At 33.4% G+C, this 26528-nt stretch carries 31 protein-coding genes; 11 read left to right on the top strand and 20 right to left on the bottom strand.

The genetic code is table 11. The features are described from left to right. A complete protein-coding gene (locus CN601_RS08700; RefSeq protein WP_097976287.1) occupies nt 1-264 on the bottom strand; it encodes a DUF2573 family protein in 264 nt (87 codons plus the stop codon). A 316-nt stretch (nt 265-580) separates the two neighbouring features. Here CN601_RS08700 and CN601_RS08705 point away from each other — a divergent pair, with 316 nt between their 5' ends. The 4 genes from CN601_RS08705 (at nt 581) to CN601_RS08720 (ending at nt 4212) form a co-directional block, all read left to right on the top strand. After that, nucleotides 581-1384 (top strand): formate/nitrite transporter family protein, encoded by an 804-nt coding sequence (locus tag CN601_RS08705; RefSeq protein ID WP_098170795.1) that lies wholly within the window; start codon nt 581-583, stop codon nt 1382-1384. 114 nt (nt 1385-1498) lie between these two features. After that, nucleotides 1499-2317 carry a GDSL-type esterase/lipase family protein gene (locus tag CN601_RS08710; protein WP_098170796.1) on the top strand — a complete coding sequence of 273 codons (819 nt, stop codon included), beginning with the start codon at nt 1499-1501 and terminating at the stop codon, nt 2315-2317. Then, nucleotides 2310-3227 (top strand): ABC transporter ATP-binding protein, encoded by a 918-nt coding sequence (locus CN601_RS08715; protein WP_098170797.1) that lies wholly within the window; start codon nt 2310-2312, stop codon nt 3225-3227. Before CN601_RS08710 ends, CN601_RS08715 begins: the two co-directional genes overlap by 8 nt. A gap of 25 nt (nt 3228-3252) precedes the next feature. After that, a complete protein-coding gene (locus CN601_RS08720; protein ID WP_257131659.1) occupies nt 3253-4212 on the top strand; it encodes an ABC transporter permease in 960 nt (319 codons plus the stop codon). Nucleotides 4213-4251: 39 nt separating this feature from the next. Here the strand turns inward: CN601_RS08720 and CN601_RS08725 are convergent, their stop codons facing one another. The 7 genes from CN601_RS08725 to CN601_RS08760 all read right to left on the bottom strand — a co-directional run bounded on the left by CN601_RS08725 (nt 4252) and on the right by CN601_RS08760 (nt 10824). Further along, nucleotides 4252-5145: a cation diffusion facilitator family transporter gene (locus tag CN601_RS08725; protein WP_098170798.1), complete on the bottom strand. Its 894-nt coding sequence runs from the start codon at nt 5143-5145 to the stop codon at nt 4252-4254. A 388-nt stretch (nt 5146-5533) separates the two neighbouring features. Next, nucleotides 5534-6232, bottom strand: coding sequence for a tryptophan 2,3-dioxygenase family protein (locus CN601_RS08735; protein ID WP_098170800.1), 699 nt, complete (start codon nt 6230-6232; stop codon nt 5534-5536). 12 nt (nt 6233-6244) lie between these two features. Beyond that, nucleotides 6245-6868: an arylformamidase gene (gene kynB, locus CN601_RS08740; RefSeq protein ID WP_098170801.1), complete on the bottom strand. Its 624-nt coding sequence runs from the start codon at nt 6866-6868 to the stop codon at nt 6245-6247. A gap of 12 nt (nt 6869-6880) precedes the next feature. Continuing rightward, entirely contained in the window at nt 6881-8155 is a 1275-nt protein-coding gene (gene kynU, locus CN601_RS08745) for a kynureninase (protein ID WP_098170802.1), read from the bottom strand. Between the two features lie 161 nt (nt 8156-8316). Further along, on the bottom strand, nt 8317-9111 hold the full coding sequence (locus CN601_RS08750) for an ABC transporter permease subunit (protein WP_098170803.1): 795 nt from the start codon (nt 9109-9111) through the stop codon (nt 8317-8319). A gap of 24 nt (nt 9112-9135) precedes the next feature. Then, complete coding sequence (locus CN601_RS08755) at nt 9136-9933, bottom strand: ABC transporter permease subunit (protein WP_098170804.1); 798 nt, start codon at nt 9931-9933, stop codon at nt 9136-9138. A gap of 6 nt (nt 9934-9939) precedes the next feature. Further along, nucleotides 9940-10824: an ABC transporter ATP-binding protein gene (locus CN601_RS08760; protein ID WP_098118628.1), complete on the bottom strand. Its 885-nt coding sequence runs from the start codon at nt 10822-10824 to the stop codon at nt 9940-9942. A gap of 160 nt (nt 10825-10984) precedes the next feature. On the opposite strand from CN601_RS08760, the gene CN601_RS08765 reads away from it, so the two are divergent. Next, on the top strand, nt 10985-11581 hold the full coding sequence (locus tag CN601_RS08765; protein WP_098118629.1) for a TetR/AcrR family transcriptional regulator: 597 nt from the start codon (nt 10985-10987) through the stop codon (nt 11579-11581). A gap of 154 nt (nt 11582-11735) precedes the next feature. Beyond that, entirely contained in the window at nt 11736-11978 is a 243-nt protein-coding gene (locus tag CN601_RS08770; RefSeq protein WP_098118630.1) for a hypothetical protein, read from the top strand. Nucleotides 11979-12031: 53 nt separating this feature from the next. Here the strand turns inward: CN601_RS08770 and CN601_RS08775 are convergent, their stop codons facing one another. Next, nucleotides 12032-12988: an ABC transporter permease gene (locus CN601_RS08775; protein ID WP_179865497.1), complete on the bottom strand. Its 957-nt coding sequence runs from the start codon at nt 12986-12988 to the stop codon at nt 12032-12034. Continuing rightward, on the bottom strand, nt 12981-13904 hold the full coding sequence (locus CN601_RS08780) for an ABC transporter ATP-binding protein (protein ID WP_098170805.1): 924 nt from the start codon (nt 13902-13904) through the stop codon (nt 12981-12983). Before CN601_RS08780 ends, CN601_RS08775 begins: the two co-directional genes overlap by 8 nt. 109 nt (nt 13905-14013) lie before the next feature. Here CN601_RS08780 and CN601_RS08785 point away from each other — a divergent pair, with 109 nt between their 5' ends. Then, nucleotides 14014-14256, top strand: a complete 243-nt coding sequence (locus tag CN601_RS08785; protein ID WP_098118633.1) for a transporter suffix domain-containing protein — start codon at nt 14014-14016, stop codon at nt 14254-14256. Nucleotides 14257-14874: 618 nt separating this feature from the next. Here the strand turns inward: CN601_RS08785 and CN601_RS08795 are convergent. Beyond that, entirely contained in the window at nt 14875-15459 is a 585-nt protein-coding gene (locus CN601_RS08795; protein WP_098118635.1) for an LOG family protein, read from the bottom strand. A 100-nt stretch (nt 15460-15559) separates the two neighbouring features. On the opposite strand from CN601_RS08795, the gene CN601_RS08800 reads away from it, so the two are divergent. Then, entirely contained in the window at nt 15560-16546 is a 987-nt protein-coding gene (locus tag CN601_RS08800) for a Gfo/Idh/MocA family protein (protein ID WP_098170807.1), read from the top strand. A gap of 48 nt (nt 16547-16594) precedes the next feature. Here CN601_RS08800 and CN601_RS08805 read toward each other — a convergent pair whose 3' ends face one another. The 4 genes from CN601_RS08805 to CN601_RS27875 all read right to left on the bottom strand — a co-directional run bounded on the left by CN601_RS08805 (nt 16595) and on the right by CN601_RS27875 (nt 19726). Beyond that, nucleotides 16595-16963 (bottom strand): VOC family protein, encoded by a 369-nt coding sequence (locus CN601_RS08805; protein ID WP_098170808.1) that lies wholly within the window; start codon nt 16961-16963, stop codon nt 16595-16597. A gap of 78 nt (nt 16964-17041) precedes the next feature. Further along, entirely contained in the window at nt 17042-17425 is a 384-nt protein-coding gene (locus CN601_RS26905) for a hypothetical protein (RefSeq protein ID WP_098170809.1), read from the bottom strand. A gap of 147 nt (nt 17426-17572) precedes the next feature. After that, entirely contained in the window at nt 17573-19456 is a 1884-nt protein-coding gene (gene abc-f, locus CN601_RS08815; protein WP_098170810.1) for a ribosomal protection-like ABC-F family protein, read from the bottom strand. A gap of 108 nt (nt 19457-19564) precedes the next feature. After that, nucleotides 19565-19726 carry an RAxF-45 family protein gene (locus CN601_RS27875; RefSeq protein WP_306659817.1) on the bottom strand — a complete coding sequence of 54 codons (162 nt, stop codon included), beginning with the start codon at nt 19724-19726 and terminating at the stop codon, nt 19565-19567. Between the two features lie 164 nt (nt 19727-19890). Between CN601_RS27875 and CN601_RS08820 the strand changes: the two genes are divergently transcribed. Beyond that, complete coding sequence (locus CN601_RS08820; RefSeq protein ID WP_098170811.1) at nt 19891-20283, top strand: VOC family protein; 393 nt, start codon at nt 19891-19893, stop codon at nt 20281-20283. Nucleotides 20284-20337: 54 nt separating this feature from the next. Here the strand turns inward: CN601_RS08820 and map are convergent, their stop codons facing one another. Then, nucleotides 20338-21084 (bottom strand): type I methionyl aminopeptidase, encoded by a 747-nt coding sequence (gene map / locus CN601_RS08825; RefSeq protein ID WP_098118641.1) that lies wholly within the window; start codon nt 21082-21084, stop codon nt 20338-20340. Nucleotides 21085-21418: 334 nt separating this feature from the next. Here map and CN601_RS08830 point away from each other — a divergent pair, with 334 nt between their 5' ends. Then, a complete protein-coding gene (locus tag CN601_RS08830; RefSeq protein ID WP_098118642.1) occupies nt 21419-21640 on the top strand; it encodes a hypothetical protein in 222 nt (73 codons plus the stop codon). A gap of 39 nt (nt 21641-21679) precedes the next feature. Here CN601_RS08830 and CN601_RS08835 read toward each other — a convergent pair whose 3' ends face one another. Then, complete coding sequence (locus CN601_RS08835; RefSeq protein WP_098170812.1) at nt 21680-22693, bottom strand: S66 family peptidase; 1014 nt, start codon at nt 22691-22693, stop codon at nt 21680-21682. Nucleotides 22694-22867: 174 nt separating this feature from the next. Between CN601_RS08835 and CN601_RS08840 the strand changes: the two genes are divergently transcribed. Continuing rightward, nucleotides 22868-23692, top strand: a complete 825-nt coding sequence (locus CN601_RS08840; protein WP_257131651.1) for a COG4705 family protein — start codon at nt 22868-22870, stop codon at nt 23690-23692. Nucleotides 23693-23762: 70 nt separating this feature from the next. Here CN601_RS08840 and ytaF read toward each other — a convergent pair whose 3' ends face one another. From ytaF to CN601_RS08855, 3 genes are all read right to left on the bottom strand, one after another. Beyond that, entirely contained in the window at nt 23763-24407 is a 645-nt protein-coding gene (ytaF, locus tag CN601_RS08845; RefSeq protein ID WP_098118644.1) for a sporulation membrane protein YtaF, read from the bottom strand. A gap of 242 nt (nt 24408-24649) precedes the next feature. After that, entirely contained in the window at nt 24650-25360 is a 711-nt protein-coding gene (gene tatC / locus CN601_RS08850) for a twin-arginine translocase subunit TatC (protein ID WP_257131652.1), read from the bottom strand. Nucleotides 25361-25692: 332 nt separating this feature from the next. After that, nucleotides 25693-26523, bottom strand: coding sequence for an ABC transporter ATP-binding protein (locus CN601_RS08855; RefSeq protein WP_098170813.1), 831 nt, complete (start codon nt 26521-26523; stop codon nt 25693-25695). Nucleotides 26524-26528 lie beyond the last annotated feature (5 nt).

Consider the following 26528-nt stretch of genomic DNA (forward strand, 5'->3'; position numbering starts at 1 on the left):
TTATTGCTTGTTTTTATTAGCCATAGCCTCTCTATGCTGATCATTTAATGTTTTAATTTCTTTTATTAAATTAACGACTTCATCTTTTGCTTGTGGGTACGTATCATTCCAGTGCTTTACTAAAGCAGGCATTGATTTAGATATGTATGTGTACATAACCCACTTCTCTACTTTTGCTTGCTTTTCCTCTGACCAATCCCCTAATAACAATTCTGTGTATTTTTTTAGTAATGCATCAAATTTTGCTTCAAACTCATTTTCCATCAAAATCACCTTCCCATAAAATAGTCTTTACCCGCAACTTAAAACTGAATAGTAATTTTTATTAATTACGATCCCTTCTTGTCTTCAAACTCATATTTGTTTTCCTTAAAATTATAGTATATCTTCGACCAGTACTAAGACGATTATTTACAATTGTAAAGTAAAAATAATAAAGAATGGTTATTTTCGTAGATAATATTGCATTGATGTATTCAATTTTACTTTTCATAATTTGTTCACAGTTTCACAAACTTTTAATCGTTTTTTATTTGTATACTATGAATGTGTTTAAAGAACCCATAGGGAGTGAAACCAATTGGAACGAGATAGTATCCAATATTGTATCGATTTAGCTCTTAAAAAAAAGAAAATATTAGATCAAAGCTTAATTAAATATTTAACTCGTGCTGCATTAGCCTCAATTTATATAAGCTTTATTTTGATTGTCTGTTTAAAATTAGCTGAATTATTTAGATTACAGGATTCGCCATTTTCATCTATAGCATATCCATTCGTTTTCGCTACAGCATTAATTATGATTATTTACGGTGGTGGGGAATTATTTACTAGTAATACTATGTATTTTACTTTCTCAACATTAGCTAAAAAAACGTCTAAACTTGATTTAGTAAAAAATTGGATTGCATGTTACTCAGGCAATATTATTGGTGCGCTTATTTTTGCATTTATATATTATTTAACTGGTTTAGCGAAAGATTTCCCTGCTGATCATTTTTTAAATGGTGTAGTTGACCATAAAATTCATGCATCATTTTTCCACTTATTTTTTAAAGGTGTTTTATGTAACTGGCTTGTTTGTCTTGCTTGTTTCTTACCAACTAGATTTAAAGATGACCTTGCTAAAATATTGCTGGTCTTCTTATTAGTATTTGCTTTCTTCTTCTCTGGTTATGAACATAGTATCGCAAATATTGCTGTCTTTGTATTATCATATATTTTACCACATGAAGTGACGTTTACATTTGGTGATGTACTGCATAATTTAATCCCAGTTACATTCGGTAATATTATAGGTGGTTCTGTAGGTGTCGGAATGGCTTATTACTTCTTAAACAATGAAAAAAAATTAGAAGTAAAAGAATTAAAACGCGCTTCATAAAGTATGTCTACCTGTCTTCATTTTTAGAAGGCAGGTTTTTTCGTGCAATTCTAAATTTAATATGGTAATAATGATTAATAAATGAAAATATTTCCTTTTCTGGTGGTGTGAAAATTGAAATACAATAAATTTGTTCGATTCATTATGTTCATTTCTTTACTTTGTTTCTTTTTATTAGCTTACGGCTTTGCAAAAGGTGCTTATACTGTTCTAAATCCGCAAAAAGGCAAACTAATTGCAAGCAATAATACACAAAAGAAGAAAGATGATGATAACGTACATAAAAGCGATCAACTAAAGATCGTTGCATTAGGTGACTCACTTACTCGAGGAGTTGGTGACGATGAAGGGACAGGCTATGTAGGGAGATTAAAAAACGATCTTCAAAAAGAGTACAAACAGTCCACGTCTATATCGAATTTAGCTGTTAGTGGTGCAAAAACATCAGATTTACTTCATGATTTAAAGAAAAAAAATATTCAAGAAACACTAAGCACTGCAAATATAGTCGTTCTTTCCATTGGTAGCAATGATTTATTTCCAGGTGCGAATCAAATGAATGAACAATTTTTAAAAACGTATCGACCTGATGAAAAAACATTTCAAAATAATTTAAATTCGATTTTTAAAATAATACATCAACAAAATCCAAATGCGTCTATTTATGCTTTTGGTTATTATAATCCGTTTCATAATGTTCAAGGTCTCGATGCATCTTCAAGCTTCGTTTATAGATGGAATAATCTACTTGAATTAGCAACTCTTCAAGTTAAAAATGCTTACGTAATTCCAACATTTGATTTATTTTATAACGAAGAAGATCAATATTTATACACTGACCATTTTCATCCAAACAAAGACGGTTATATAGAAATGGCAAATCGTTTAACTAGTAAAATCGGAAGTCAGCTTCGAGGTGAGTCGAATGAATAAAGTACTTAAATTAGAAGGCGTTTCAAAAAGCATTAAAGGTAAAGTACTAGTTGACCAAATTTCATTTGAAGTTTACGAAGGTGAAGTATTTGGTTTTCTTGGTCCAAATGGAGCTGGTAAAACAACAACTATTCGTATGTTAGTCGGTCTAATAGCACCATCAAAAGGTAAGATTGAAATTGCTGGATTTCCCGTTAATACGCACTTCAAAGAAGCAATGAAACAAATTGGATGTATTGTAGAGAATCCCGAATTATACGGCTATTTAACTGGATGGGAAAACTTAAATCAATTTGCAAGAATGTTAGGAATTAAAGATGATACAAAGATCATCGAAGTCGTAAATCTCGTGAAATTGAGCGAAAGAATTCACGAAAAAGTAAAAACGTATTCATTAGGAATGAAACAAAGACTCGGTATTGCCCAAGCCTTACTTGGAAGACCAAAGCTTCTTATATTAGATGAACCGACAAATGGTTTAGATCCGGCTGGTATTCGTGAATTACGCGAATTTATTCATATGCTAGTCAAAGAGCAAAATATAAGCGTATTTATTTCAAGTCATTTATTGAGTGAAATTGAAATGATCTGTGATCGAGTAGGAATTATTAATAAAGGAAAAATGGTAAGAGTCTCTACTGTAAAAGATTTAGTAAAAGAAGCGGCTGAACGTGTTGAATGGCGAGTCTCTCCAACACAAAAAGCAATAGATTTATTAAAAAAGGATTCTACAATTCAAGATATAAACGTAAAAGATGATCTCATTCTTTGCCGAATGTCACCTTTAAAAATTAACGAGATTATTCAACGATTCGTAGCTGAAGACATTCAGGTTAACGGCGTTAAAACGATGTCCGATACATTAGAGGATTTATTTATGGAAATGACAGGAGGCGAAGTTCGTGGCTGAGCTAGTTAGACTCGTCTTTAACGAAATTGAAAAAATGGTAAGGAAAAGAAGAATACTTGTTATTTTTATCATTTTAGCAGTACTCATTCCAATTTTTGTTTATGCTCAATTGCAGCAAACGGAAGAAACAATAAAAAGACTCGGAACGGATAATTGGAAAGTATCACTTCAACAAAAAATAGTCGACCAGCAAAATAGATTAAACTCAACAGGAATTCCTGATGAATGGAAAAGTTGGTTAAAAGTTCAAATCGATCAAGAACAATATTATTTGGATAATGATATAAATCCAACAACTCCTGGTGCGCCTACATTTATACGTAAACTAATTGAACAAAGTATTGGATGGCTACTTCTACCTTTATTGGTTATGGTCATTACAATTGATATCATATCTGGAGAGCGAAGCGACGGTACGATAAAAATACTGTTAACTCGTCCTATTAAAAGATGGAAGGTCTTACTTAGTAAATATATATCCATCTGTTTATTAATCTCTTTTCTTCTAGTCCTATACGGTGTAATGGCCTATATTGCTTCAGGATTTGTATTCAGTTTTAAGGGCTGGACCGTCCCTGTGCTAACAGGATTTGTCATCAAAAATAATCAGCTAATAACAGATTCAGTTCAACTGATTCCACAATGGCAATACATTATCATGGCCTTTGGACTTGCATGGTTCGTATGCATTATAATTGGAACGCTATCATTTATGGTATCAGTATTAGTCCGAACTACACCCGCTGCAATGGGCATTATGCTAGCAGCACTAATTACGGGTAGTGTCCTTAGTGGTCTGGCTACATCTTGGTCAGGAGCAAAATACTTTTTTAGTGTAAATCTCGGACTAACAGACTACCTAGCTGGCCAGCTTCCTTCCATAGAAGGATTAAACATGCACTTCTCCCTAATGAACTTATCCATTTGGGGACTATTAGCATTACTAATCTCTTTCATTGTATTTGTTAAACAAGATATGAATTAAGATGGAGTAAGGGGATTGGAAAAGAATAAAAGTCTTTTCCTATTCCCTTACTCCATCTCTTCCCTTTAAACTGCTCTTTGGCTCTACATGAATATGTGTATAATGAATCCCGTGCTGTTCTTGTAGAATCATTTCGATTTGGTCCGTTATATTGTGACTTTTACTCACATCAATACCGCCATCCACCTCAATTACTACGTCTGCAATCGTTGTATTTCCGTACATTCTCGCTCTTAGATCAACTACTTTATGTACACCTGGTACTTGATCAACGGTTTCACTAAATAAAATCATTTCATCAGGATTAAATCCGTCAGTTAATAGAAGAGTTGAATCATAAAAAATCTCCCATGCAGTTTTGCAAATAATAACACCCACTAAAATGGCAACGATTGGGTCAATAATCGGAAAACCAAATGAAGCTCCGAGTACCCCAATAGTCGTTCCCAAACTAACTAATGCATCAGATAAATTATCTTTAGCTGAAGCCGCAAGCCCCTTACTCTTCGTTTTCTTTGCAACCTTATTATTATAAAAATAAATACCAAACATAAAGATCCCAGAAGCAAATGCAACTACAGCAGCTAATTTATTCGGAGTCCCATATTCCCCAACGAATAGCTTCCGAATATTTTCAATGATTACTTGTAAACCAACTGACATCATAATAAAAGACGCAATCAAAGTAGCGATTTGTTCTGCTCTTGAATGACCATATGGATGATCTAAATCTCTTGGTTTTCTTGCAATCCTTATCCCAATAAACACGGCCAACGTCGCACCAATATCAGTCACATTATTAAGTCCATCAGCTAAAAGAGCGCTAGAATCTGTATAAAAACTAACAAGCACTTTGACCGACGCAAGAACCAAATAGGAAACAATACTCAACAAAGCTGCAAAATCTAACTGCTTTTGAAGCCCCTTCTCCATAAACTCACCCGCCCTAATAAAAAATCATATGGCATTATCTTACCCATAATGCAAAATTTCCATTTTAAGTAAAAAGAAAAAGCAGAATCTGCTTTCATCAATGGGTTTATAAATACTGTGGACAACAAAAAGAAAAGCGAACACTATGTGAACTTTGTTGATAAAGTTGTGAACTTTATTGATATAACGTTGGTTTTTGTTGATATAACACTGGTTTTTGTTGATATCACCCCATTCTTCGTCGTTAAATTCACCAGTTTTGTTGATATCACCCCATTCTTCGTTGATCTATCCCCAACTCTTGTTGATATCACGTGTTACTATCAACAGATCGAAAAATGCCCCCAAAAAAAGCAGACTCGAAAAATCGAATCCGCCCTTCTCTACTTTATAATGGCTTTGGATTATAACTAGATCCAGTTAAATCTGTTAAATCACAAACCGTTTGCCATAATTCTGGATAAAATTCGAAGCGAACAGCACGTTCTAATGCTTCTGCTGGTACACCTTTTAAGCTCTTTGTATTCATACCAATCATGCGACGTACAAGTTGAATATGCTGTCTGCGGAATGATTGGAATCTTTCATCGAAGCATGTTAGCTCTTGCATTAATTGGAATAACTCAAAGTTTTTAGCAGCATCTTGGTGTAATTGTACTGTTGTCAGTAAATTTTCATCTAATAGATCTTTGAAAGGCTGCCAAAGTGTTGGTCCTAATTTTAAAATTTCATTAAATCCAGGAGAGTCTTGACCGCTACCTCTTCCTAAAGCTAAACGAATTATGTGATAATCACTTGGACTTACTAGTTTTACCATGTCAAAAACTGCTGGTAAGTGTACTAAGTGATTATTAATACGTTGTAAGTGATGAGTTGCTCTTGTCACCTCTTTTGCACGCATATGTTTATCCGCAAAATGAATCGATTGGATGATTAATTTAAAATGTAACTCGGCAATTTGGTGAACTGTTTGAAACGTTAATTCATCTGGACAAAATAATTCTTCATCAGGTTTTTGTAAACTTAATAATTCTTCTGTGCGAATATATTTCTCGTAATCTGTCAGTTTTTTTTGCTCTTGTATCATTTTCATATCTCCCTAAACTAATTTACGTAAAACTGCTCGTACCGGACTACCATCAGCATCTGTTAAAGGTAGTGGTAATGCTATAAGCTCGTACTCTCCTGAAGCAACATCTCTTAGGTCAACTGATTCTAAAATATGAATACCTGCGTGATGTAGAGCATGATGTGCTTCTAGTTCCTTACTATCAAGTGGGTCCACTGAAGGTACATCTACTCCAATTAATTTAATTCCTTTTGTGTGCAAGTACTCTGCTGCTTCCTTTTCAATATGTGGAATACTCTCCGGGAAAACGCTATCATTTTTCCACGAGTTTGTTTTAATTAATAAACGTTCCACGCCATCTAGTTGAAAAGTTTCTAAATCTGATTTTTTAATAGAGTCTACTTCAATCAACTCAATTACTTTTGCGATTCCCACATATAAGTTAGGATCTAAATCGATCACTCTCTTGCCATTTTCATCAAAATGAAAAGGCGCGTCGATATGTGTGCCTGTATGAGCGCTAAAAGTCAATTTACCAACATTGACCGAACCACTTTCTTCTTTTGTCCAGCTTAATTCGAATGAAAAATTTGTATCACCTGGCCATACAGGCATACCATTTTGCAATCTTCTTGATATATCGATTAATGACATTCCAAACAACTCCTAAGCAATGATTTCGCGCTCATTTTTAAACTGCTCGTATTGCTTTTCAACCATAATTTTCTTTAAAATTTGTACACTATTCCATACATCCACATAAGAAGTATAAAATGCAATTGGAGCTAGTCTGATTACATTTGGTGCTCTAAAGTCAGGAACAATTCCATTTAATTTTAACGCTTTACAGATCCTTGCAGCATCTTCATGCTCAAGACAAACATGTCCACCTCGTTTTGAATCTTCAAGTGGATTACCAATTGTAAAACCAAAATTGTTTAATTCTTCATTTATTAAGCTCATTAAATAGGCTGTACTGTGTAATGACTTTTCACGAATTCGATCAATTGTAGCTTCTTTATACATTTCAAGTGAGCCAGCAAGTGGCGCCATACTTAACACATGTGGCGTACCAATTTGATAAGCTCCAACTGTATTCGAAGGAGTAAATTCATGCTTCATATCAAACTGTTTTTCTTTATTTGAACCGAACCAACCAGCTAATCCAGGCATTGTGCCAAAATGCTTTTCGTGAACAAATAAACTTCCTACTCCACCCGGTCCGCTATTTAAATATTTATAATTACACCAATAAGCAAAATCCACATCCCATTCATGGAATTGATGAGGAATTGCTCCAACAGAATGACAACCATCAAATCCTATTATAATTCCACGTTCATGAGCAGCACTTGTTAATCGCTCTATATCTAATAACTGTCCACTTCGATATAAAACAGTAGGAAGAATAATTAATGCAATTTCTTCAGTCATTGCTTCAATGATATCTTCTTCACTAATTGTGCGACCATCGCGACTCTTCACCTGGATTAAATGTGTTTCTGGATCAAAGCCCTTTAATTTTAATTGACTTTGAATAGCATAAATATCAGATGGAAAATTTAATTCATCTGCTAAAATTTTTGTTTTTTGGCCGCTTGGCTCATAAAAAGATGCGATTAATTGGTGAAGATTCGAAGTCGTAGACCCAGTTACAATCACTTCATCCTCTTTTGCCCCAACTAAAGGTGCACTTAATACTCCTAATTTTTCAGCAAAATAATACCATGGATGATCACCTTGCATCCATCCATCGATTGCAAGTGTTTTCCATGAATCTAATAGATCTAATAAACTTTGTTCGGCTCTTTTAGAAAGAAGCCCTAGAGAATTACCATCTAAATAGATTGTATTAGGCTGTAAATAGAACTCATTACGATAAATTGATAAAGAATCTTTTTGATCTAGAAATTCTGCAAATTCTTTTGTTGGCTGAAACATCCCCCTGTTTTACCCCCTTGCAATAAATAACCTACTATATTAAAGGTATTGCGATTATTAATACATGTCAATATTTTCTGAATATAATATTAAATAAAAAAAGTGCCAACAAATCCAAAATATCCCTATCTTAGATTTTGGCACAATTTATTTACTTTTCGTTATAAATGTAAATCCCGATTTTTAAACGAAACATAAGTAATAACTGTTAATAGGATGATCAATCCAATTGAGATCGTTGTATAAATAACGTCAAACCCTCCACCGTACATTATATCTTTCGCTTCAAAGTACTTAAATGGCGTAATATATTTCAATCCTTCTATCCGATCATTCAAATCAATTGCGATCGACAAGATAAATGTGATTAATAGAATACCTGTTGCATAGGATGCTGCTTTTTTGGCGTTTTTATTAACTGCTGCTATAGCCGAGCCAATTACTAAAAATAGTAGCTGTAGTATAAACATACCGACCATTACAACAGCTATATTACCGAATACATCCTCACCTTTACTATACTTCCCAACTATTAATACACTGGATATCCACGTAATACCATTAAAAATAAGAATGTTTACTAGAGCACTTAATAATTTAGACGTTATGACTTTATTTCTTGAAATAGGCTTTGCAAATAAAAACTCTGCCGTTTTATCACGTTCTTCTTTAGCAATTATGTTGGCCCCTAACATGGCGGCGTGAATGGTTGCCATTAAATATAAATATAAAACTAATATGCCAAAATAGCCGCTTGCCTTTGATAAATCAAGTGCACCTGATCCCATTATTGCTTGTAAAGATTTAGGCATTTGATTAAAAATCTCAGTTATTTGCCCATTTGATGCAGTAGCCTTATATTTTGCCATTCCGCTTCCAACTAAAAATACAATCCCAATACACCAAAAAATAATAGATTTACGATATGTCTTCATTTCTCTAAAAAATAGATTCAACTCCACCCCTCCTTTTCTTTAAATTTATACTGCATGAACATCCTTTTTCTTATAAATTACAAAACTCGCAATGATCGAAACGAAAATAATACCGATCGACAAAATTAAAAATGAAGTTTCAAATTTTGAATGAGCAATAATATATTTTGGTTCAAAATATTTAAACGGTGATAAATATCGTTTAGCATTACTTTCATCTGTAGCCACTACCATTCCAACAACAAAAAATGCAAACACAACAGCAAGTGAAATTGATAGGACTGCTTTTATTTTTGAAAAGATGACCGAAACAAGTATTCCAATTCCAAAAAATATTAGTTGAACAATAAATAGAGAAATAGAAAGTAATATAATTAATTTATTGCTATAATCAGCTGTTTTTACATGTTGTGCCATAAGTATAGTTGCTACAAGATAGAAGATATTTGTAATGGCTAAAGAGACGGCACCTGCAAAAATCTTAGAAGTGATAACTTTTGTTCGGGTCACTGGTTTAGTTAAAAGAAAATCAGCTGTTTTTTCTCGTACTTCTTTTGACACAATCGATGTACCTAAAATCATTGCCTGTATCGCACCACATAGTGAAATATAGACAAATACATACGAATAGAATCCTACTATATTTCCAAAGCTCTCAATCTCAATTCCAAGTGCTTTTCTAACGCCTTCAGGATAGCCCTCCAAAACTTTTGTAAACTCTGCATAGTCCTTTGCAATAGCTGGAAAAAGAGATAAGAAAAACACAACGATTGCCATTAAAGAAACCGTCCAAATGAAAGTGGATTTCCGATAAGCTTTTAATTCGTGTAAAAAAATGTTCATTGCTTATTAGGCCTCCTTTTCATAATAATGTAAGAAAATTTCCTCCAGGTCAGGCTCTTCAATCCATAGATTTTCAATTTCAATGTCTGCTATTTTTCTCAAAACGTTGTTTATATTTCCTTTAAAAATAAAGCTGATTGTTTTACCTTTTATCTCTATATTATTTACACCTGGCATATTGAAGAAGTTTGGATCTACCGCATTTAGAATATCTATTTTAAAACGTTTGTAATTGTTTTCTTGTAATGTACTGATTTTTTCAACTGTAACAATTTTACCTTCCTTAATAATGGCAACTCGATCACATAGACGCTGTACTTCGCTTAAAATATGTGATGAGAATAAAATAGTAGCTCCCTTTTTATTCTCATCTTCTAGTAAGTCAAAAAATCTTTGTTGCATTAAAGGATCAAGGCCACTAGTCGGTTCATCCAATATGATTAACTTCGGTTCGTGAAGCAATCCTTGAACAATCCCCACCTTCTTTTTATTTCCTAAAGATAAATCATCAATTTTCTTTGTTAAATCAAGATCCATAATTTCAGCTAATTCTTTAATTCGCTTCGTGCAATCCTTTTTATAAAAACTAGCTGAGTATTTTAACAAATCCATTACTTTCATATTGTCATAATAAAAAACTTCAGAAGGTAAATAGCCGATTTCTTTTTTTATTTCTGGTGCAAACTGAATACAGTCCTTACCAAATATTTTTGCACTACCACTAGTCGGATAAATTAAAGATAATAAAGTTCGAATCGTTGTTGATTTCCCAGCACCATTTGGACCAATAAAACCAAATATTTCTCCCTCTTCTATATTAAAACTAATATCCGATATTCCCCTTGAATTGCCGTAGGTCTTTGTTAAATTGTTGATTTCAATCGCGTACATAAAATAAACCTCCTGCATTGTTTTGAAATATTTTAATATGATTATTACAAAACTAGTATATACCTCATTCTCTCAAAAGAGAATACATTTTGAAATATTTTTAATAGGATATTTCAAAACATGATATACTATTAGATAGATATTGACGGAGGTATAAATATTGGACGGATATAAAAAACGAACTCTGCAGAAAATGGAGAGCATTGAATTAAGTACAACTGAACTATTGACACTACCATTAAATGATATAAAAATTGCAGATATTGCCAAATTAGCAAATGTATCTCAAGTTTCAATCTACAATTATTATGGCAGTAAAGAAGCACTTTTGAAGGCAACAATTATTCGATTAATGAACCAAAAATATGAGGAATACCAACAGGTCGTTTCAAGTGACATCCCTTTTAATGAGAAAATTAAAGAATTATTTATTCGCAAAAAACAAGGACTCGATATTATTAATTTGGAAATGTTTACAGCTTTAATGAAGAAAGATCCCGAACTGCAAGAATTAGTTTTAGACTTTACAATGAACAAATCTTTCAAAGTGTTGACCTCGCTAATCGATGAAGGACGATCTCTCGGTTTAGTTAGGGGCGGAGTACAAAATCAAACACTACTTATCTATATTCAAGTTATAAGCCAAGCCTTTATGAATATGGATCCAACAACCTCACAATATATCCAACAAAAAGACGTAGTAGATGAAATTATGAATTTATTCTTATATGGATTATTGAAGCAGGATGAAGAGTAATTGCAGCTAAAAAAAAGCACCTTTGCGCTATTAAGCAATGGTGCTTTTTTTAGAAGATTCTTCCAACTAAACTTATCTACTGATTTGTATTATCTTACTCTTTTTGTTCATAGAATGAATTACTTATTAATAATTTTTTCCCTTGGAGGAGCATATGCGCAAAACTATTCTATGGATAAAAGAAAATGGCGATGAGATTAAGCGAGGTCTAATTGGAGGATTTACCATTTTCAGTTTAGCGACGATTTTTTTCACAACAGATTCATCAACAGAGTACAACCAAAACGCCTGTCTAAAGTGGGAATATAACAAATCAGCACAGCTAGAAGTTTGCTCTATGTACAAAGCATCCACTACCAACGACATACCGTATGGAACAATGGTAAAGCATGAATAAGTTAAAAAGAATAGGATAAGGCAAATGCCTTATCCTTTTTCCTTTCTTGATCCCTAAACATCCCTCTTTTTAAAGATTTCACCAGCAGTGACGAGGACTAACAATATATATATGACTAGTACTGTAATAGAGAATTCAATTCTCATCCCATTTTCAATATTGACGCCATTTGTGTAAACTGATAAATCGGTATGCATAAATGGTAGAAACTTCGACCAGTCTTTTACTTTTAACAATGTTGCGATCACATCCGATGTTGACAGCAGAATTATGCTTATTAATAATGAAACACTGCTCGTCCTTAAAACTGTTGACAAGAAATATGCAACTGCCACGAAAAATAAGTAAGGTAGTAGATTGATGATATAATCATGTATTAAACTTGGTAAAATGCTCTGTTCTACTACGTGGTTATTTACATATTGTAAAACTGGTTGTGTGCTAAAACTTAGCCCGTTGAGTGCGCTACCTATAATAAAAGAGTAAATAATGATTGCAAACGAAAAGATGAAATATAAAATTGCCAAACTTATAAATTTTGCATAATAAATCATTCTTCTTGTTGATGGTTTAACTAGCAAGAAATTAATCGTTTTCCATTGATACTCTTTTGACATCATATTACTCGCAAAATAAATAAGAAGGATTCCGATAAAGTTCGTTATGGCCGCACCTTTTTTCATAAAGTCCAAAACAGTATGTTGTTGAATCGTTGAGATATTATGTTTAAGACGATACTTGTTGATTTCATACATCTCTTTTTGTTCCTTTGCAAGAGATGGTAAATCTGACGGGTTTTGCGCTACCAACTCTTCTTCGATCTTTTTATTTTCTATTTTTAATTCTGTTCTCCAATTTTTAGCCTTATCCGCTCCTCTCACCTTTTCAACATAATCCCATCTGCCTAGAACGATGATTGGTATAAATAATATTATTAGCGAAATAATAAATGATTTTTGAACGAAGACTTTGCGTAGTTCGTTATCAATTAATCCTATAAAATTACTCAATGACATTTCCTCCTGTCAATTGAATAAATAAGTCTTCTAGTCTTTCTTTTTTTCGAGTTACATAATAAATCTCTACCTCAGCCATTACTAACTCTCTCATTAAAGAAGGAATCTCTTCTTCATCAATCTCAAAGATTAATGATTGATTATTCATAATTTCATATTTGTACTTTTTATCTAGATTTGTAAATTTACTTTCAAAATCGATTGTAGTTTTAACAACTACTTCAATAAATAACTTCTCACCACTTTGATCGTTTAACTCAATTGACTCAACAAATTGACCGTTTTGAATAATAATTGAACGGTCACATATTAATTCTATTTCAGATAATAAATGGCTTGATAGCAAAATTGCCGTTTGTTCAACTTCAGCTATACGTTTTAAATAATCACGAATTTCTCTTACCCCAGCCGGATCTAATCCATTAGTAGGTTCATCTAAAATTAAAATCGAAGGATTATGTAATAAAGCTTGCGCAATGCCTAATCTCTGCTTCATCCCTAAAGAATAGGTTGAAAACTTTTTATGAATTGCATTTGAAAGTCCAAGTAAATCAATTACTTCATGCACTCTTTTTTTTGAAACACCTTCTAGCATTCGAGAAAAATACATTAGATTTTTATACCCACTATAAAAAGGATAAAAAGCAGGCGTTTCAATCATAGCACCAATATGCTTAATCGATTCTTTAAAATGATCCTTAATTGAATGACCTTTTATATAAATTTCACCACTTGTAATACTCATAAGACCAACAATCATTCGCATTGTCGTCGTCTTTCCTGAACCATTTGGACCTAATAAACCTAAAACCTCACCTTGACGTAAATCAAAGCTAATATCTTTAATAATCTCCTGATTCTTAATTGTCTTATTTACGTTTTTCAGCTCAAGAACAACATCCTGATTCATCTTGAAGCCTCCTAATTATGTAATAAATTATTACGACCTATTAAGTTTTCCCCTTCCTTTTCTGAATAATTAATGCTATTCTCATGAAAGGAATTGAAAGGAGAACTTTATGAAAAGAATACCATACTACTTAGTATTTGGCTCATTTATTCCATATTTGTTAATCTTCACTTTACCTTTTTTACATGTTTCCGGCGGCTTAAAAGCTGGTCTAATCGCACTATTAGTTATTCTAGGAGAAGCAATGTTTTGGATTGGTGGAGTATTTGTGGGTAAAGATGTAATGACGAACTATCGCAAAAAATTGAATCCCGCGAAGTGGCTTAAAAATAGAAGAAAGCAAGAAAACTAATTGAAGGGACGTCTCTTAACTTAAGAGACACCCTTTTTATTGTTTATGGCAAATGATTGGTTGTGAATGAACCTCTGTATTTTGTCATAAAGCGCCGTTTGTGCATAAACCACTGTGTTTTGTTCATAAATCGCCGACTTTCGTGCATAAAGTTAGTTGGCAGTATCTTTCTGTTGATAACTAACCAATTCAAATTGAAAATTGCGAACATAAATTGAACATTGTTGATAAAATTGTGAACTTCGTTGATATAACGCCTAAACCCGTTGATATACTGCCAAATCCCGTTGATATATCGACTAAACCTGTTGATATACTGGCAGATCTCGTTAATTATCCACCAAAACTGTTGATTTACAGGCAAATCTCGTTGATATAACGACCAAGCCTGTTGATATAACGGCAAATTTCGTTGATTTACCCACCAAGCCTGTTGAAATACTGGAAAATCTCGTTGATTTACCGACCAAACCTGTTGATATGTTAACAAATCTTGTTGATGTTTTGGATCAATCGACTTCTTTTCGCTGGAATTCTCTAAAAAGCCAGCAAGAATTTGAGGATTACGATTCAAAAACGAAAAAAAAAACCCACAAAATCGTGGGTTCACCTCTGGTTTTATTTACCTTCTAACTGCTTCCATTTATTTTGGATAACAGGTGGCTCATAATCCTGCATTAGTTTTAATAAGTCGTCCGCATTTTCTGCAACAACGAATAGTGAAAGGGTATTTTCACCCATAAATCCTTCTTTTACAGCATGTCTAAGTAAATCTAAGACTGGAGTGAAATAGTTATCAACATTTAATAAACCGATTGGCTTATTGTGGATTCCAATTTGTGACCAACAAATGATCTCAAATAATTCATCGAAAGTACCAACTCCACCTGGTAGCGCGATAAAACCATCGGACATTTCGTTCATTAAAGCTTTACGCTCATGCATTGTTTTTGTTTCAATGAATTGCGTCAGCCCTTTATGAGCAACTTCTCCACGAAATAGTCCACCAGGCATAATGCCAATGACATTTCCACCTTGTTTTAAAACTTCATTTGCGATTTCTGCCATAATTCCTAGTCTTGATCCACCGTAAATTAAATCTATATTGTTACTAGCAAATAAAGCACCTAGTTTTTTAGCTTGAAGACTAAATGACTCTCTATTCCCAAGATTTGAACCAGCATAAACGCAAATTTTCTTCATAAAATGTCACTTCCTTCGATGTATTTTACTTTATTTTAACATATCTTTCGATTAGGATTGTAAAGATAAAGTTAACTATGTTTTTTTAGGAGATGAAAAGATGAATTTAGGTACAATTGGAACAAGCTGGATTACAGAAAGTTTTATTGAAGCAGCCAAGGATAGTAAATTGCTTAACTTAACTGCAATTTATTCGAGAAATGAAGAAAGTGCTAAAGCATTTGCCTTAAAGCACAATGCACCTAATTATTTTACGAACATCGAAGAATTAGCAAAAAGCCCTGAGGTTGAAATAGTATACATAGCATCACCAAACTCACTACACTATGAACAAGCAATTTTATTACTGCAAAATAAAAAACACGTTATTTGTGAAAAACCAATTTTCTCTACAACAAAAGAATTAGATCACGCATTTAAAGTTGCAGAAGAAAACGGGGTATATTTATTTGAAGCAATTCGTAACTTCCACTCTCCAAACTTCACAGCTTTAAAAGAAGGTCTTGCAAAAATCGGTCAAATAAGAAGTGCTAATCTGCATTATTTACAATACTCTTCAAAATACGACGCGTTCCTTAGAGGGGAAAATCCAAATGTATTTTCTCCAGAATTTTCAGGTGGTGCATTAGTAGATTTAGGTGTTTACCCAGTTTATGTATTGATTGGTTTATTCGGAAAACCGTCTTCTGTAGATTATACACCTGTAAAACTTCGTACCGGTATTGATGGTAGTGGAACATTAGTGTTAAATTATGAAGACTTTACTTGTAGCATTCAATGCTCTAAAGTCTCCCAATCTTATATTGAAAGTGAAATTACAGGTGAAATCGGGTCTTTAGTGATTGATAAACCATCTCCAATTTCAAAAATTACTTTGATTAACCATAAGTCAAAGCAAAGAGAGTCACTGGAAGTTAACCAAGTAGAAAATGATATGTTATATGAGATCCAGGACTTTACTCGCATTATTAAAGAATCTAATCAAGCAGAGTATGAAAATTTAAAGGAGCATAGTAAGGTAGTTTTAACTGTAACTGAAACCGCTAGAAAAAAAGGCGGCATTGTTTTTGGGGTAGAAAAAAATTAATAAAAATACCAGTTATCCGATTAGTTGGATACTGGTATTTTTTTTGAATTATTGAGCGCTAGTGTTCTCTTCTGAAAGTCCAAAAAGTAAGCCCTGGTTATCAATAAAGTATGCAAAATAACCCATTTGAGGAATAGCCGTTTTAGGAACTACTATATTTCCACCATTGCTCGATACTTTATCAATCGCTTCATCAATCGAAGTTACATCAATTGAATTCGTAGTACGAGTCTGCCCATCAGGTGAAAGCATTAATCCTCCATCGATTCCTTTATCAGTTGATTCTCCTGTTTGAATAAAATAATATTCATGCTGACCTGGCATTTTTGTAAATTTCCATCCAAAGCTCTTTGAATAAAAATCGATTGCTTGTTCAATATTAGGTACTTGAAGTTCAAATCTAATCACTTTTCCCATTGCACACTACTCCTTTGGTCATATTTTTCGATTAGTTATGTAAGAAGAGCTGATAAAATCAATCAGCTCTATTATTTTTTAATATACAACAACCCATCCCACGTTAGGAACATAGTACCATCTTCTACCATTCAGGATGTAATAGCTTCCTGACCAATAACCTCCTGGTCCAGGAAATCCATGTCCCGGACCATAACCTGGTCCGTGTCCTGGGCCATACCCCGGTCCATGTCCGTGTCCTTGACCTGGGCCATACCCTGGCCCGTGTCCTTGTCCTTGTCCTGGGCCATATCCTGGTCCATGCCCTGGCCCTTGACCTGGTCCGTGTCCTTGTCCTTGACCTGGGCCATATCCTGGTCCGTGTCCTGATCCTTGGCCTGGTCCATGCCCTTGACCTGGGCCATGTACTGGTTGTGCTTGACCTGGTCCTGGATATCTACTATACAGATCATCATAAAACATATACTCACCACCTAAATAGAATCGTAATCTTTATAGCTTATTAATTCTATTTGAGACATGAGCAAGTACTATGTCATTTACCTATCAATTGATGATTACGCCTATACGTATTAAAAGTATTCATTAATAAATACTTACCATTTTTTCTCATTCAATACATTCATCAAGTTCTTTATATAAAGCCATACTTTTTAATTCTAATGCTTCCAATTCTTGATGATATTTTTGCAAACTGTTTAGTTCACTTTCAAGCATCATTTGCTTATTAATTTCACTGATTGCTTCTTCTAACTGATAGATTTCATTTTCAATGTCTCCTATATTTCGTGATTTTGTATTGATCTTTTTTGCTGGTTTAGATTCAGGATTTGTTTTTACCACTTTTTCCTTTTCAAGTTTATTTCGATATACGGTCATTTTTTCTTTGGCGACTTGGTATTCTTCAATAAACTCGAATAGAAACCCATCTTCTAGCCAGTAAATTTTTGAAAATAGCTTATTTATGAAATAACGGTCATGCGAGACAGAAAGAATCGTTCCTTTAAAATTTTCTAAAGCGTCTTCTAATACTTCTCTAGATTCAATATCTAGATGGTTAGTAGGCTCATCTACGATTAATAAATTAATATCTTGGTACATAAGTTGAGCCAATCTTAATCGCATTCGCTCTCCACCACTAAGTTGGCTTACTTTTCGATAAACCATATAACCATAAAATAAGAAACCAGCTAATATATTTCGCGCTTCACCTTCAGTCACATGTACTTCTTCTCTGAATTCCTGTAGTACTGTGTGATCAGAATGGATTGGTTCATAATGTTGCGATAAATAACCAATTTTCACACTGCTGCCAAGCCTTAATTTCCCTTCATCTATTGCGGTTTGGCCTAAAATCATCTTTAATAAAGTTGATTTTCCGGTACCGTTGTTTCCTACTATAACTGCTCTTTCTCCATAGAATAATGAGAAATTAAGCTGTTTAAATAAAGCTTTTTCCGCAAAAGATTTTGAAAGATTTTCAGCTACAACGACATCTTTTCCACTTCGACCAGATTCCTCTAGTTGAAATGCCATTTTCTTTTTTTGTAAAATAGGACGCTTTAATCTTTCAATTCGTTCTAGAGCCTTTTCCATACTTCTAGCTCTTCTATGCAAACCAGCATTTGGTGGATTTGCCTGATTAGCCCACTCTCTCAGACGTTTGATTGTTTCTTTCATTTTTTGAATTTTCTTTTGCTGCTCTTCGTAAGCCTGAAACTCTCTTAATAATCTTTCCTCTTTTTGAACAACATACATTGAATAATTTGTATGATAAGCAATAATTTCTCCGTCTTCTAATTCTAAAATATGATTGACCACTTCATCTAAGAAATATCGATCATGAGAAATGACAACGATTGTTCCTTCATACTCCTTTAAGTAAGAGCCCAACCATTCAATGGCTGATAAATCTAGGTGATTTGTTGGCTCGTCAAGTAATAATAAATCTGGTTGTTGTAAAAGGACGATTCCTAATCCAATCTTGGTTTTTTCTCCACCACTTAAAGAAGAAAATTGTTTTGAAAGTAAGTCATTGATTCCTAACCCATTAGCAATTTTCGAGAGCGAAGCTTCCATCTCATATCCGCCGTTATTACTAAATTTCTCTTGTAATGATCCATAACTTACTAACAATTGTTCTAAATTACGTTCATCTATCGTATTGGCCATCTTTATTTCCAATTGCTTCATTTCATTTTCTATTTTCCGTAATTCTTCAAAAACTGTTAATAATACATCTCTACTTGTCATCTCGTCCTGAAAAACAGGGATCTGCGCTAGATAGCCAATTTTTATTCCTTTTTTAAAGTGAATTGAGCCACTATCAGGCGATTCAATACCTGTTAAAAGTTTAAAAATACTAGTTTTACCACTACCATTTGCTCCAACTAAACCGACGCGGCTACCTTGATGAATTTGAAATGATAATTCCGTAAAAAGTGAATTTCCACCGAACATTTTTGAAATTTTTTCTATACTACATGCAATCATGATTAATTCTCCTTCTATTTTCCGTACCAATCCATAGAAAAAAGCCATAGAACTCATCCATGGCTTAAATCGTGACTTAATAGAAGTGTGTATCACACAATTATTTTATCAATTGAAGTCGTAGGAAAGAGTACGTTTTCGTTTTATTTGAGTTGTTAAATTATTAAAAAAGGACACAGCTATCCCGTTAACAGCTAAACACGCAAATTTTGCACGACAATAATATAAAAACTCTATCATTTGTGCGCAAACCATTTGAAAACGTAACATCTTCTCTACACCTCCTTTTCGAACATAAATTTATTTAAATTATAAAATATTTTAACTTTTAGCACAATACCTATTATAGTTGGCTATACTTAAATTGTGAGTTATATTCGAAATTTATACATATTTATTCTTCAACAACAAACTAAGGGAATTGAGGAGATAAAATGAAAAAAATTTTACCACATATTTACGTTGAAAACTGTAAAGAAGAGCTTGAGTACTACAAGCAAATTTTTGGTGGTGAGATCAAGAATACACAAACTGGTGATGGAATGGCAATGTTTAATGGCCATGAAGGAAAGTATATTCATGCTGAATTACATATCAATGAAACCTGTGTAATTTATTTCGCAGATGTTTTTAGACCATTAGTTAAAGGCGACAATGTTTGGACAACGCTTGAAATGAGTTCCGAAGATGAAATTAATACAATTTATGAAAAGTTATTAAAAGACGGAGAAGTTCATATGGAACTGCAAGATACATTTTGGAACGCTAGATTTGCAGTCGTAAAAGATAAAAACGGATTTACTTGGGAGCTAAACTACTCGAAGTAAGTATGAGCAAAAATAAAAGCGAAGAACATAAAATTCTTCGCTTTTCCTATTCCCTTACAATTGCGTTAAGATAATTGGCTCACCTTTTGTTACAACAATTGTGTGTTCGCATTGCGCTACTAAGCTTTTATCTGGAGTTACAAATGTCCAGCCATCCCCAGACTCAATGATATGATCCGCGTTTGCTGAGATAAATGGTTCTACTGCTAATACAAGACCATCTTTTAATAATGCCTTATCCATTGGATCGAAATAATTTAAAATATGTTGAGGACTTTCATGAAGACTTTTACCAATTCCGTGGCCCGTTAAGTTTTCAATTACATTTAAACCATTTTTACTTGCTTCATTGAATACTGCTCTACCAATTTGGTTTTTCTTTGCCCCTGCTTTTGTTTTTTTCATAGCAGCCCAAAAAGCATCCTCTGCAACTTTACAAAGTTTTTCTTTTAATAAATCACCATTTCCAATTACAAAAGAAATCCCAGTATCAGCATAATAACCATCTAATGCTGCGGAAACATCAATATTAACTAAGTCTCCATCTTGAAGTACTCGTTCTCCGGGAATTCCATGAGCTACTTCTTCATTTACACTAATACATGTTGTACCAGGAAAATCATACTCTTTTTGTGGAGCCGAAGTTGCGCCATGCTCATCTAACACGTTTCTACCAATTTCATCTAATTCTTTCGTTGTCATTCCAGCGACAGCCTTTGCTTTCATTTCTTCTCTTGCTAACGCTACGATACGACCTATTTTTCTTAAAGCTTCTAATTCTTGTTCATTATTTATAATCATTTTACTGCTCCTGATTCTATTTAATAATATGTCTTTCTTTTATTATGCCATAATATTACTATGTTATAGTCTTTTAAGCACTTATACAACTTTTTCTATTTAAAAAGAGCCACACCAAATCAATAACCTTTCATGAGAATTATTTAAATACCCTCTTTTTAGCTTCTTTGATTGCTACTATGGGTCATAATACATTTTCTAAAATACTCCTTACAAACTAAAATTAAATTTTATATAAGTCACAGATCTATACAGAACCCCCAATTTCCTTATCCATAATTGAGATATAATTACCTTAAATAAAAGTTCAGATAATTTTGAGAGGTTGAAAAATATGGTTGAAAAAATTGTATTTTTTATATTATTAATGCCTTTTTATGTAATTTTGGTATGGTCTTTTTTTGAAACAAGAGAAAGTTTATTAATGGGCAGAATATGGATGTATAATGAAGAACCTGACCTTTCTGATGAATATATTCTCTACACAAAAGTCGTGATTGGGATTATCACTGTGTTTATTACAATATTTGCACTTGTTTTCTTCTTTAAATATTAAAAAAGCGTTCTTTTTCTTAAAAAACGCTTTAGTGTTGAATTAAATAAAGGACTGTACAATTACACCTTTCCCATCATTCACTTCTACTTCTGCAAATGCTCCATTAATGAAAGTAATTTGAGGTGGCACATGACCGCAATCAATATCGTATATAATTGGTATTTCTAATTCTTCATTTAATTCATTGTATACATCTTCTATTGTATAGTGATCTACAGCTTGATTTGCTGCACTACGTCCAAATAATATTCCAGAGCAATTTTCGAACCATCCTGCAAGTTTCATTTGTACTAGGGACCTTTTTAGGTCAGTTGTATTCATTTCACAATTCTCAAAATACCAGATAATCGGTTCTTCGCTAATGTATTTACTACTAAATAATCGTACATCACCATAAGGAGTCCCAACAAGATGTCTAATCACGTCAATACATCCACCAAGCAATCTTCCTTGAGCTTTTTCAGCTTTAGTCGAAGTTGTTTTCCATTTTGTTTTTTCAGACAAATGAAATACATAAGGCGTTGAGTTATCATGCTGCCATTTCACTTGGAACATTGGTGAGGAAGCTTGAGTAATAGAGCCCCCGGACTTAGTTGTTAAAACCTTCTGCCACATTGCCGTTGTCTCATCAGAGTATTCTCCTCTTAAATCGATTAAGTTCGTACCGTGGGCAGTTGCGATCCCTGTTGTTAATGTAAATGCTAATAATAGAATACTTGTGTCTGAATATCCTAAAATCCATTTTTCTTTAAAGTTTTCGAACTCCAATTTATCGAGGGTTTCAATCGCAAGCTCTCCACCCCACGGCGGAAAAATTAGGTTTATTTCTTCATCTTTCATCATTCGATTTAACTCGCTTGCACGCGTGTGGGCATTTGCTGATTTAGCCTTGTCATGTGTCCAAACTGTCTCTCCACATTCCAACTTAAATCCATCTCTTTCCATGCGACTAATTGATTGCTTCATCAATCCATGGAACTGCTCCTTTAAACCTGATGACGGTGCAGTCACCCCTATCGTTGCACCACTTTTTAGAACAGGATACCTAATCATCATATCACCTATTTTCTTTTTACTGATTCTAATAGAATACACTGTGTTATACAATCAAAAATTCTAAATTATGAATTTTCTATAAGTAAATTTCATTAAATTTCTTGTCCATTTTCATTTTACTTTCATAAAACTTGTTTACATTTTATTTAAATCCAATAAGGAGGACATGAAATGGAAACAATTGAAAAAAAGCATACAAATAAGACAATAAATCCACAAATAGAAAATATGTTAAAAAAAGTTCCAGAGGTAACGATTTTTTTCTGGATCACTAAGCTATTAACAACGGGTATGGGTGAAGTGTTTTCTGATTATATCGTAAAAACTTTAACGCCAGTAATCGGTGTTGCAGTAGCATTAATAGTCCTAATACTGTCTTTATTTTTACAGTTTAAAGTCCGCAAATATATACCTAGTATTTATTGGCTTGTTGTTGTAATGATTAGTGTATTTGGTACAGTTGCTGCAGACGTTGTACACGTTGGTCTTGGTGTGCCTTACGTAGCATCAACATTGTTTTTTGCTGTTTTGTTAGCAATTATTTTTGCGGTTTGGTATCGCAAGGAAAAAACTCTTTCTATACACAGTATATACACAAAACGCCGTGAGGTTTTATATTGGTCGGTTGTTATGGGAACTTTCGCTTTAGGAACAGCTGCTGGTGATATGACTGCATCAACAATGCATTTAGGTTATTTTTCATCAGGTATTCTGTTCACGATTTTACTAGCAATACCGGTAATCGGAAAAAAATTCTTCAAGTTAAATGAAATTTTCTCTTTTTGGTTTGCTTATATTATGACCAGACCGGTTGGAGCATCTTTTTCTGATTGGAGTTCTGTGTCTCAGAAGCATGGTGGACTTGGATTCGGTGGTGGACCAGTAAGCCTAGTATTATCGATTATTATCATCATTTTAGTTGCTTATCTTTCTATTTCAAAAAAAGATGTAATGAAAGTAAGTGATAACGAAGAATCACATTCTACAATTGCATAGGATCTCACAAATAAAAGAAGCTGATGTTGAAATTTTTCCATCAGCTTCTTTTCTTTATCTAAATCCCTTGTTAAAGGAGATTGTGTATCGCAATTAACACTAAAATAATCCCACTTATAATGGAACTAAATTGTCCAAGTGACCATCCACCTATTTTTACATTCGCAACTTTTTTCCCTAAAAGGACTCCTAACCAAATCGCTACGAAACTAAAAATACTGGCTGCTATTGAGATGGCAAATGGTGAAAGTCCTATTAATCCAACACCTAAGCCGTTCGTAAGTGCATTCATCGATACTGCTGTACCGAGTATGATTGCCTCAAAGCTACTAATATCTCCAGAATGATCGACATCGGCCTTTTCTGGTGAGCTTAAATAATTTGTAAGGCCATTAGTATTTGATTCATCTTCATGATCATTTATAATTTCTTCTTTGTTTTTTCTTGGAATCGTAAGAAGGACAATTCTAAGTCCAATAACTAATAAAAAAAATGCTCCGATTACATTGGATAGTGTTCCAGGGAATACTTTTGAAATATATTGCCCTGAAACAATTCCCGCTTCACTGAAAATAAACGCTATGATTGAGATAATTAAATTAGCTAATATACCAACTTTTATTCCACGGATTCCATAAGTTATTCCTACTCCAAAATTATCTATACTAGATGAAAAAGCGAGAAATAAAACAGTGAACCAAATTGAATATTGCATAGTGTATGCTCCTAACTCCATTCATTTTCTGTCAAAGGGTGTTTGCCTAGCTTTTTATAACCTATGATGAATTTATGAATATTCAACTTGTTCAAAGTTTAAATTTTTATTAATAAAACGATTAATAGATATAGATAAAGAAAACTCGCCGATTGATGAGCCGTCGGACGAAGATAGATGCTTTTCTTCAAAATTGCCAATTTATACTTTCTTAATGTGAAAAAAAAGAGGTAAATGAGCTTTTACTCATTTACCTCTTTTTTTCTATAAACCGATTTAGATGTAAAAATACTTAGTTCGTATAATAAAATTAATGGTATTGAAACTGAAATATGAGAAATAAAATCTGGTGGTGAAATACAGCATGCTACAATTACTAATATAAAGTATGCGTATTTTCTAACCTTTTGTAAGTAGCTAGGTTTTACTATGCCAATCTTCGTTAAAAACATAATGACAACTGGCATGTCAAAAAACGCAGCAAATGGAACAACAAGATTAAAAAGAAATGAGAAATACTTTTCTACTGTATAATTTTGTTCAAGCATACCTTGTCCCATTACTGTTAGGAACTTTAGGATGTTTGGAAAAACAAAATAATAGCCAATTGCTAATCCAAAAATAAAAAGAAAAAATAATGCCGGAATATAAAATCCAATCCCTTTTTGCTCTGAAGGATGTAAACCAGGTTTCACAAATAGCCAAGTTTGCCATGTTGCCACTGGAATCGTGAATACGGCCGCAAAAACAGCAGATATTGAAAAATACACCCATAATATATCTCCGGGACTTAGTACGACTAGTTTATATGTTAAAGACCTCGTTAAGAATTTATAGATTGGTTCAACATAAACAAGCCCAATAATAAATAGAACAATAAAAGTAACTGCTGTAATAATAATTCTTTTACGCAGTTCTTCAAGATGATCGACTACTTCCATTTCTTTATTCATATGAATTCTCCGCTTTGTTGTTTACTAGAACAATTTGTATTAAATACTTTTTGATCCCATTATGATTATTTCAAATTAATTGAATTAGTTCAATTAAATTTTTTTAATAAAAGCAGGTTTTTAATCGCAAAAATAATTAATATGCCATATAAAGAAAACTCGCCGATTGGCGAAGACAGAGGGGTAGTTGCACTTATACTTATACCTAAAATTGGCATCTACGTCGACTGATCTTCACCGCCTGCCAATCTATACTTTCTTAATGTGTAAAAAATCACTAATAAAAAAATAAGNNCTTATTTTTTTATTAGTGATATTAAACGAACCATAAGCTATCGGTCTTTTCCTAATGGAACTACTAACGGTGTCATGGCAACTGGGTCTTCGATAATTATACATTTTAAGCCGAATACTTCCTCAACAAGTTTTTCGGTAATGATTTCACGAGGATCACCTTGTGCTATGACTTGGCCATCTTTCATGGCAATAATATTATCTGCATATCTTGCAGCGTGATTCAAGTCATGTAAAACGGCAACTAATGTGTTCCCTTGTTGGTTCAAATCTTTAAATAGTTCTAGCAGTTCAATTTGATGAGCAATATCAAGATATGTCGTTGGTTCATCAAGAAGTAGCATTGGTGTTTGCTGAGCTAGCACCATAGCAACCCAAACTCTTTGTCTTTGCCCACCGGAAAGTTCATCGACATATCGATGCGATAAATCGCTCGTATTTGTAAGCTCCATTGCAGACATTACTGCTGCTTCATCTTCATCAGTCCATTGCCTTATAAGATTCTGGTATGGATATCGACCATGTGACACCAAATTCGCAACTGTAATCCCATCTGGTGCAGTTGAAGATTGTGGCAACAAACCTAGTTTACGAGCTACTTCCTTTGATTTATAAGATGTAATAGCTTTCCCGTCTAGTAAAATTTCTCCAGCAGACGGCTTAAGCAAATTTGAAAGAGTTCGCAGTAGGGTTGATTTCCCACAACCATTTGGACCAACAATTACTGTAAATGATCCGTCTGGAATCTGTACTGAAAGGTTTCTGGAAATTACTCGATTATCATATTTGATTGTAATGTTTTCTGTCCAAAGCCTAGACTCTGTTTTGGACATTTTCTGGCTTTGAATTTCTGCTGCTGTTAACTTCATATTTC

The organism is Bacillus sp. AFS017336 (genome assembly GCF_002555445.1).
Classification (GTDB): Bacteria; Bacillota; Bacilli; order Bacillales; family Bacillaceae_G; genus Gottfriedia.

Bases quoted from the DNA above. Each gene is read 5' to 3' on its own strand.
- CN601_RS08700 (WP_097976287.1), bottom strand. From the start codon at position 264: ATGGAAAATGAGTTTGAAGCAAAATTTGATGCATTACTAAAAAAATAC.
- CN601_RS08715 (WP_098170797.1), top strand. From the start codon at position 2,310: ATGAATAAAGTACTTAAATTAGAAGGCGTTTCAAAAAGCATTAAAGGT.
- CN601_RS08725 (WP_098170798.1), bottom strand. From the start codon at position 5,145: ATGGAGAAGGGGCTTCAAAAGCAGTTAGATTTTGCAGCTTTGTTGAGT.
- CN601_RS08735 (WP_098170800.1), bottom strand. From the start codon at position 6,232: ATGATACAAGAGCAAAAAAAACTGACAGATTACGAGAAATATATTCGC.
- kynB (WP_098170801.1), bottom strand. From the start codon at position 6,868: ATGTCATTAATCGATATATCAAGAAGATTGCAAAATGGTATGCCTGTA.
- kynU (WP_098170802.1), bottom strand. From the start codon at position 8,155: ATGTTTCAGCCAACAAAAGAATTTGCAGAATTTCTAGATCAAAAAGAT.
- CN601_RS08755 (WP_098170804.1), bottom strand. From the start codon at position 9,933: ATGAACATTTTTTTACACGAATTAAAAGCTTATCGGAAATCCACTTTC.
- CN601_RS08760 (WP_098118628.1), bottom strand. From the start codon at position 10,824: ATGTACGCGATTGAAATCAACAATTTAACAAAGACCTACGGCAATTCA.
- CN601_RS08770 (WP_098118630.1), top strand. From the start codon at position 11,736: ATGCGCAAAACTATTCTATGGATAAAAGAAAATGGCGATGAGATTAAG.
- CN601_RS08780 (WP_098170805.1), bottom strand. From the start codon at position 13,904: ATGAATCAGGATGTTGTTCTTGAGCTGAAAAACGTAAATAAGACAATT.
- CN601_RS08785 (WP_098118633.1), top strand. From the start codon at position 14,014: ATGAAAAGAATACCATACTACTTAGTATTTGGCTCATTTATTCCATAT.
- CN601_RS08795 (WP_098118635.1), bottom strand. From the start codon at position 15,459: ATGAAGAAAATTTGCGTTTATGCTGGTTCAAATCTTGGGAATAGAGAG.
- CN601_RS08800 (WP_098170807.1), top strand. From the start codon at position 15,560: ATGAATTTAGGTACAATTGGAACAAGCTGGATTACAGAAAGTTTTATT.
- CN601_RS08805 (WP_098170808.1), bottom strand. From the start codon at position 16,963: ATGGGAAAAGTGATTAGATTTGAACTTCAAGTACCTAATATTGAACAA.
- CN601_RS26905 (WP_098170809.1), bottom strand. From the start codon at position 17,425: ATGTTTTATGATGATCTGTATAGTAGATATCCAGGACCAGGTCAAGCA.
- abc-f (WP_098170810.1), bottom strand. From the start codon at position 19,456: ATGATTGCATGTAGTATAGAAAAAATTTCAAAAATGTTCGGTGGAAAT.
- CN601_RS27875 (WP_306659817.1), bottom strand. From the start codon at position 19,726: ATGTTACGTTTTCAAATGGTTTGCGCACAAATGATAGAGTTTTTATAT.
- CN601_RS08820 (WP_098170811.1), top strand. From the start codon at position 19,891: ATGAAAAAAATTTTACCACATATTTACGTTGAAAACTGTAAAGAAGAG.
- map (WP_098118641.1), bottom strand. From the start codon at position 21,084: ATGATTATAAATAATGAACAAGAATTAGAAGCTTTAAGAAAAATAGGT.
- CN601_RS08830 (WP_098118642.1), top strand. From the start codon at position 21,419: ATGGTTGAAAAAATTGTATTTTTTATATTATTAATGCCTTTTTATGTA.
- CN601_RS08835 (WP_098170812.1), bottom strand. From the start codon at position 22,693: ATGATTAGGTATCCTGTTCTAAAAAGTGGTGCAACGATAGGGGTGACT.
- CN601_RS08840 (WP_257131651.1), top strand. From the start codon at position 22,868: ATGGAAACAATTGAAAAAAAGCATACAAATAAGACAATAAATCCACAA.
- ytaF (WP_098118644.1), bottom strand. From the start codon at position 24,407: ATGCAATATTCAATTTGGTTCACTGTTTTATTTCTCGCTTTTTCATCT.
- tatC (WP_257131652.1), bottom strand. From the start codon at position 25,360: ATGAATAAAGAAATGGAAGTAGTCGATCATCTTGAAGAACTGCGTAAA.
- CN601_RS08855 (WP_098170813.1), bottom strand. From the start codon at position 26,523: ATGAAGTTAACAGCAGCAGAAATTCAAAGCCAGAAAATGTCCAAAACA.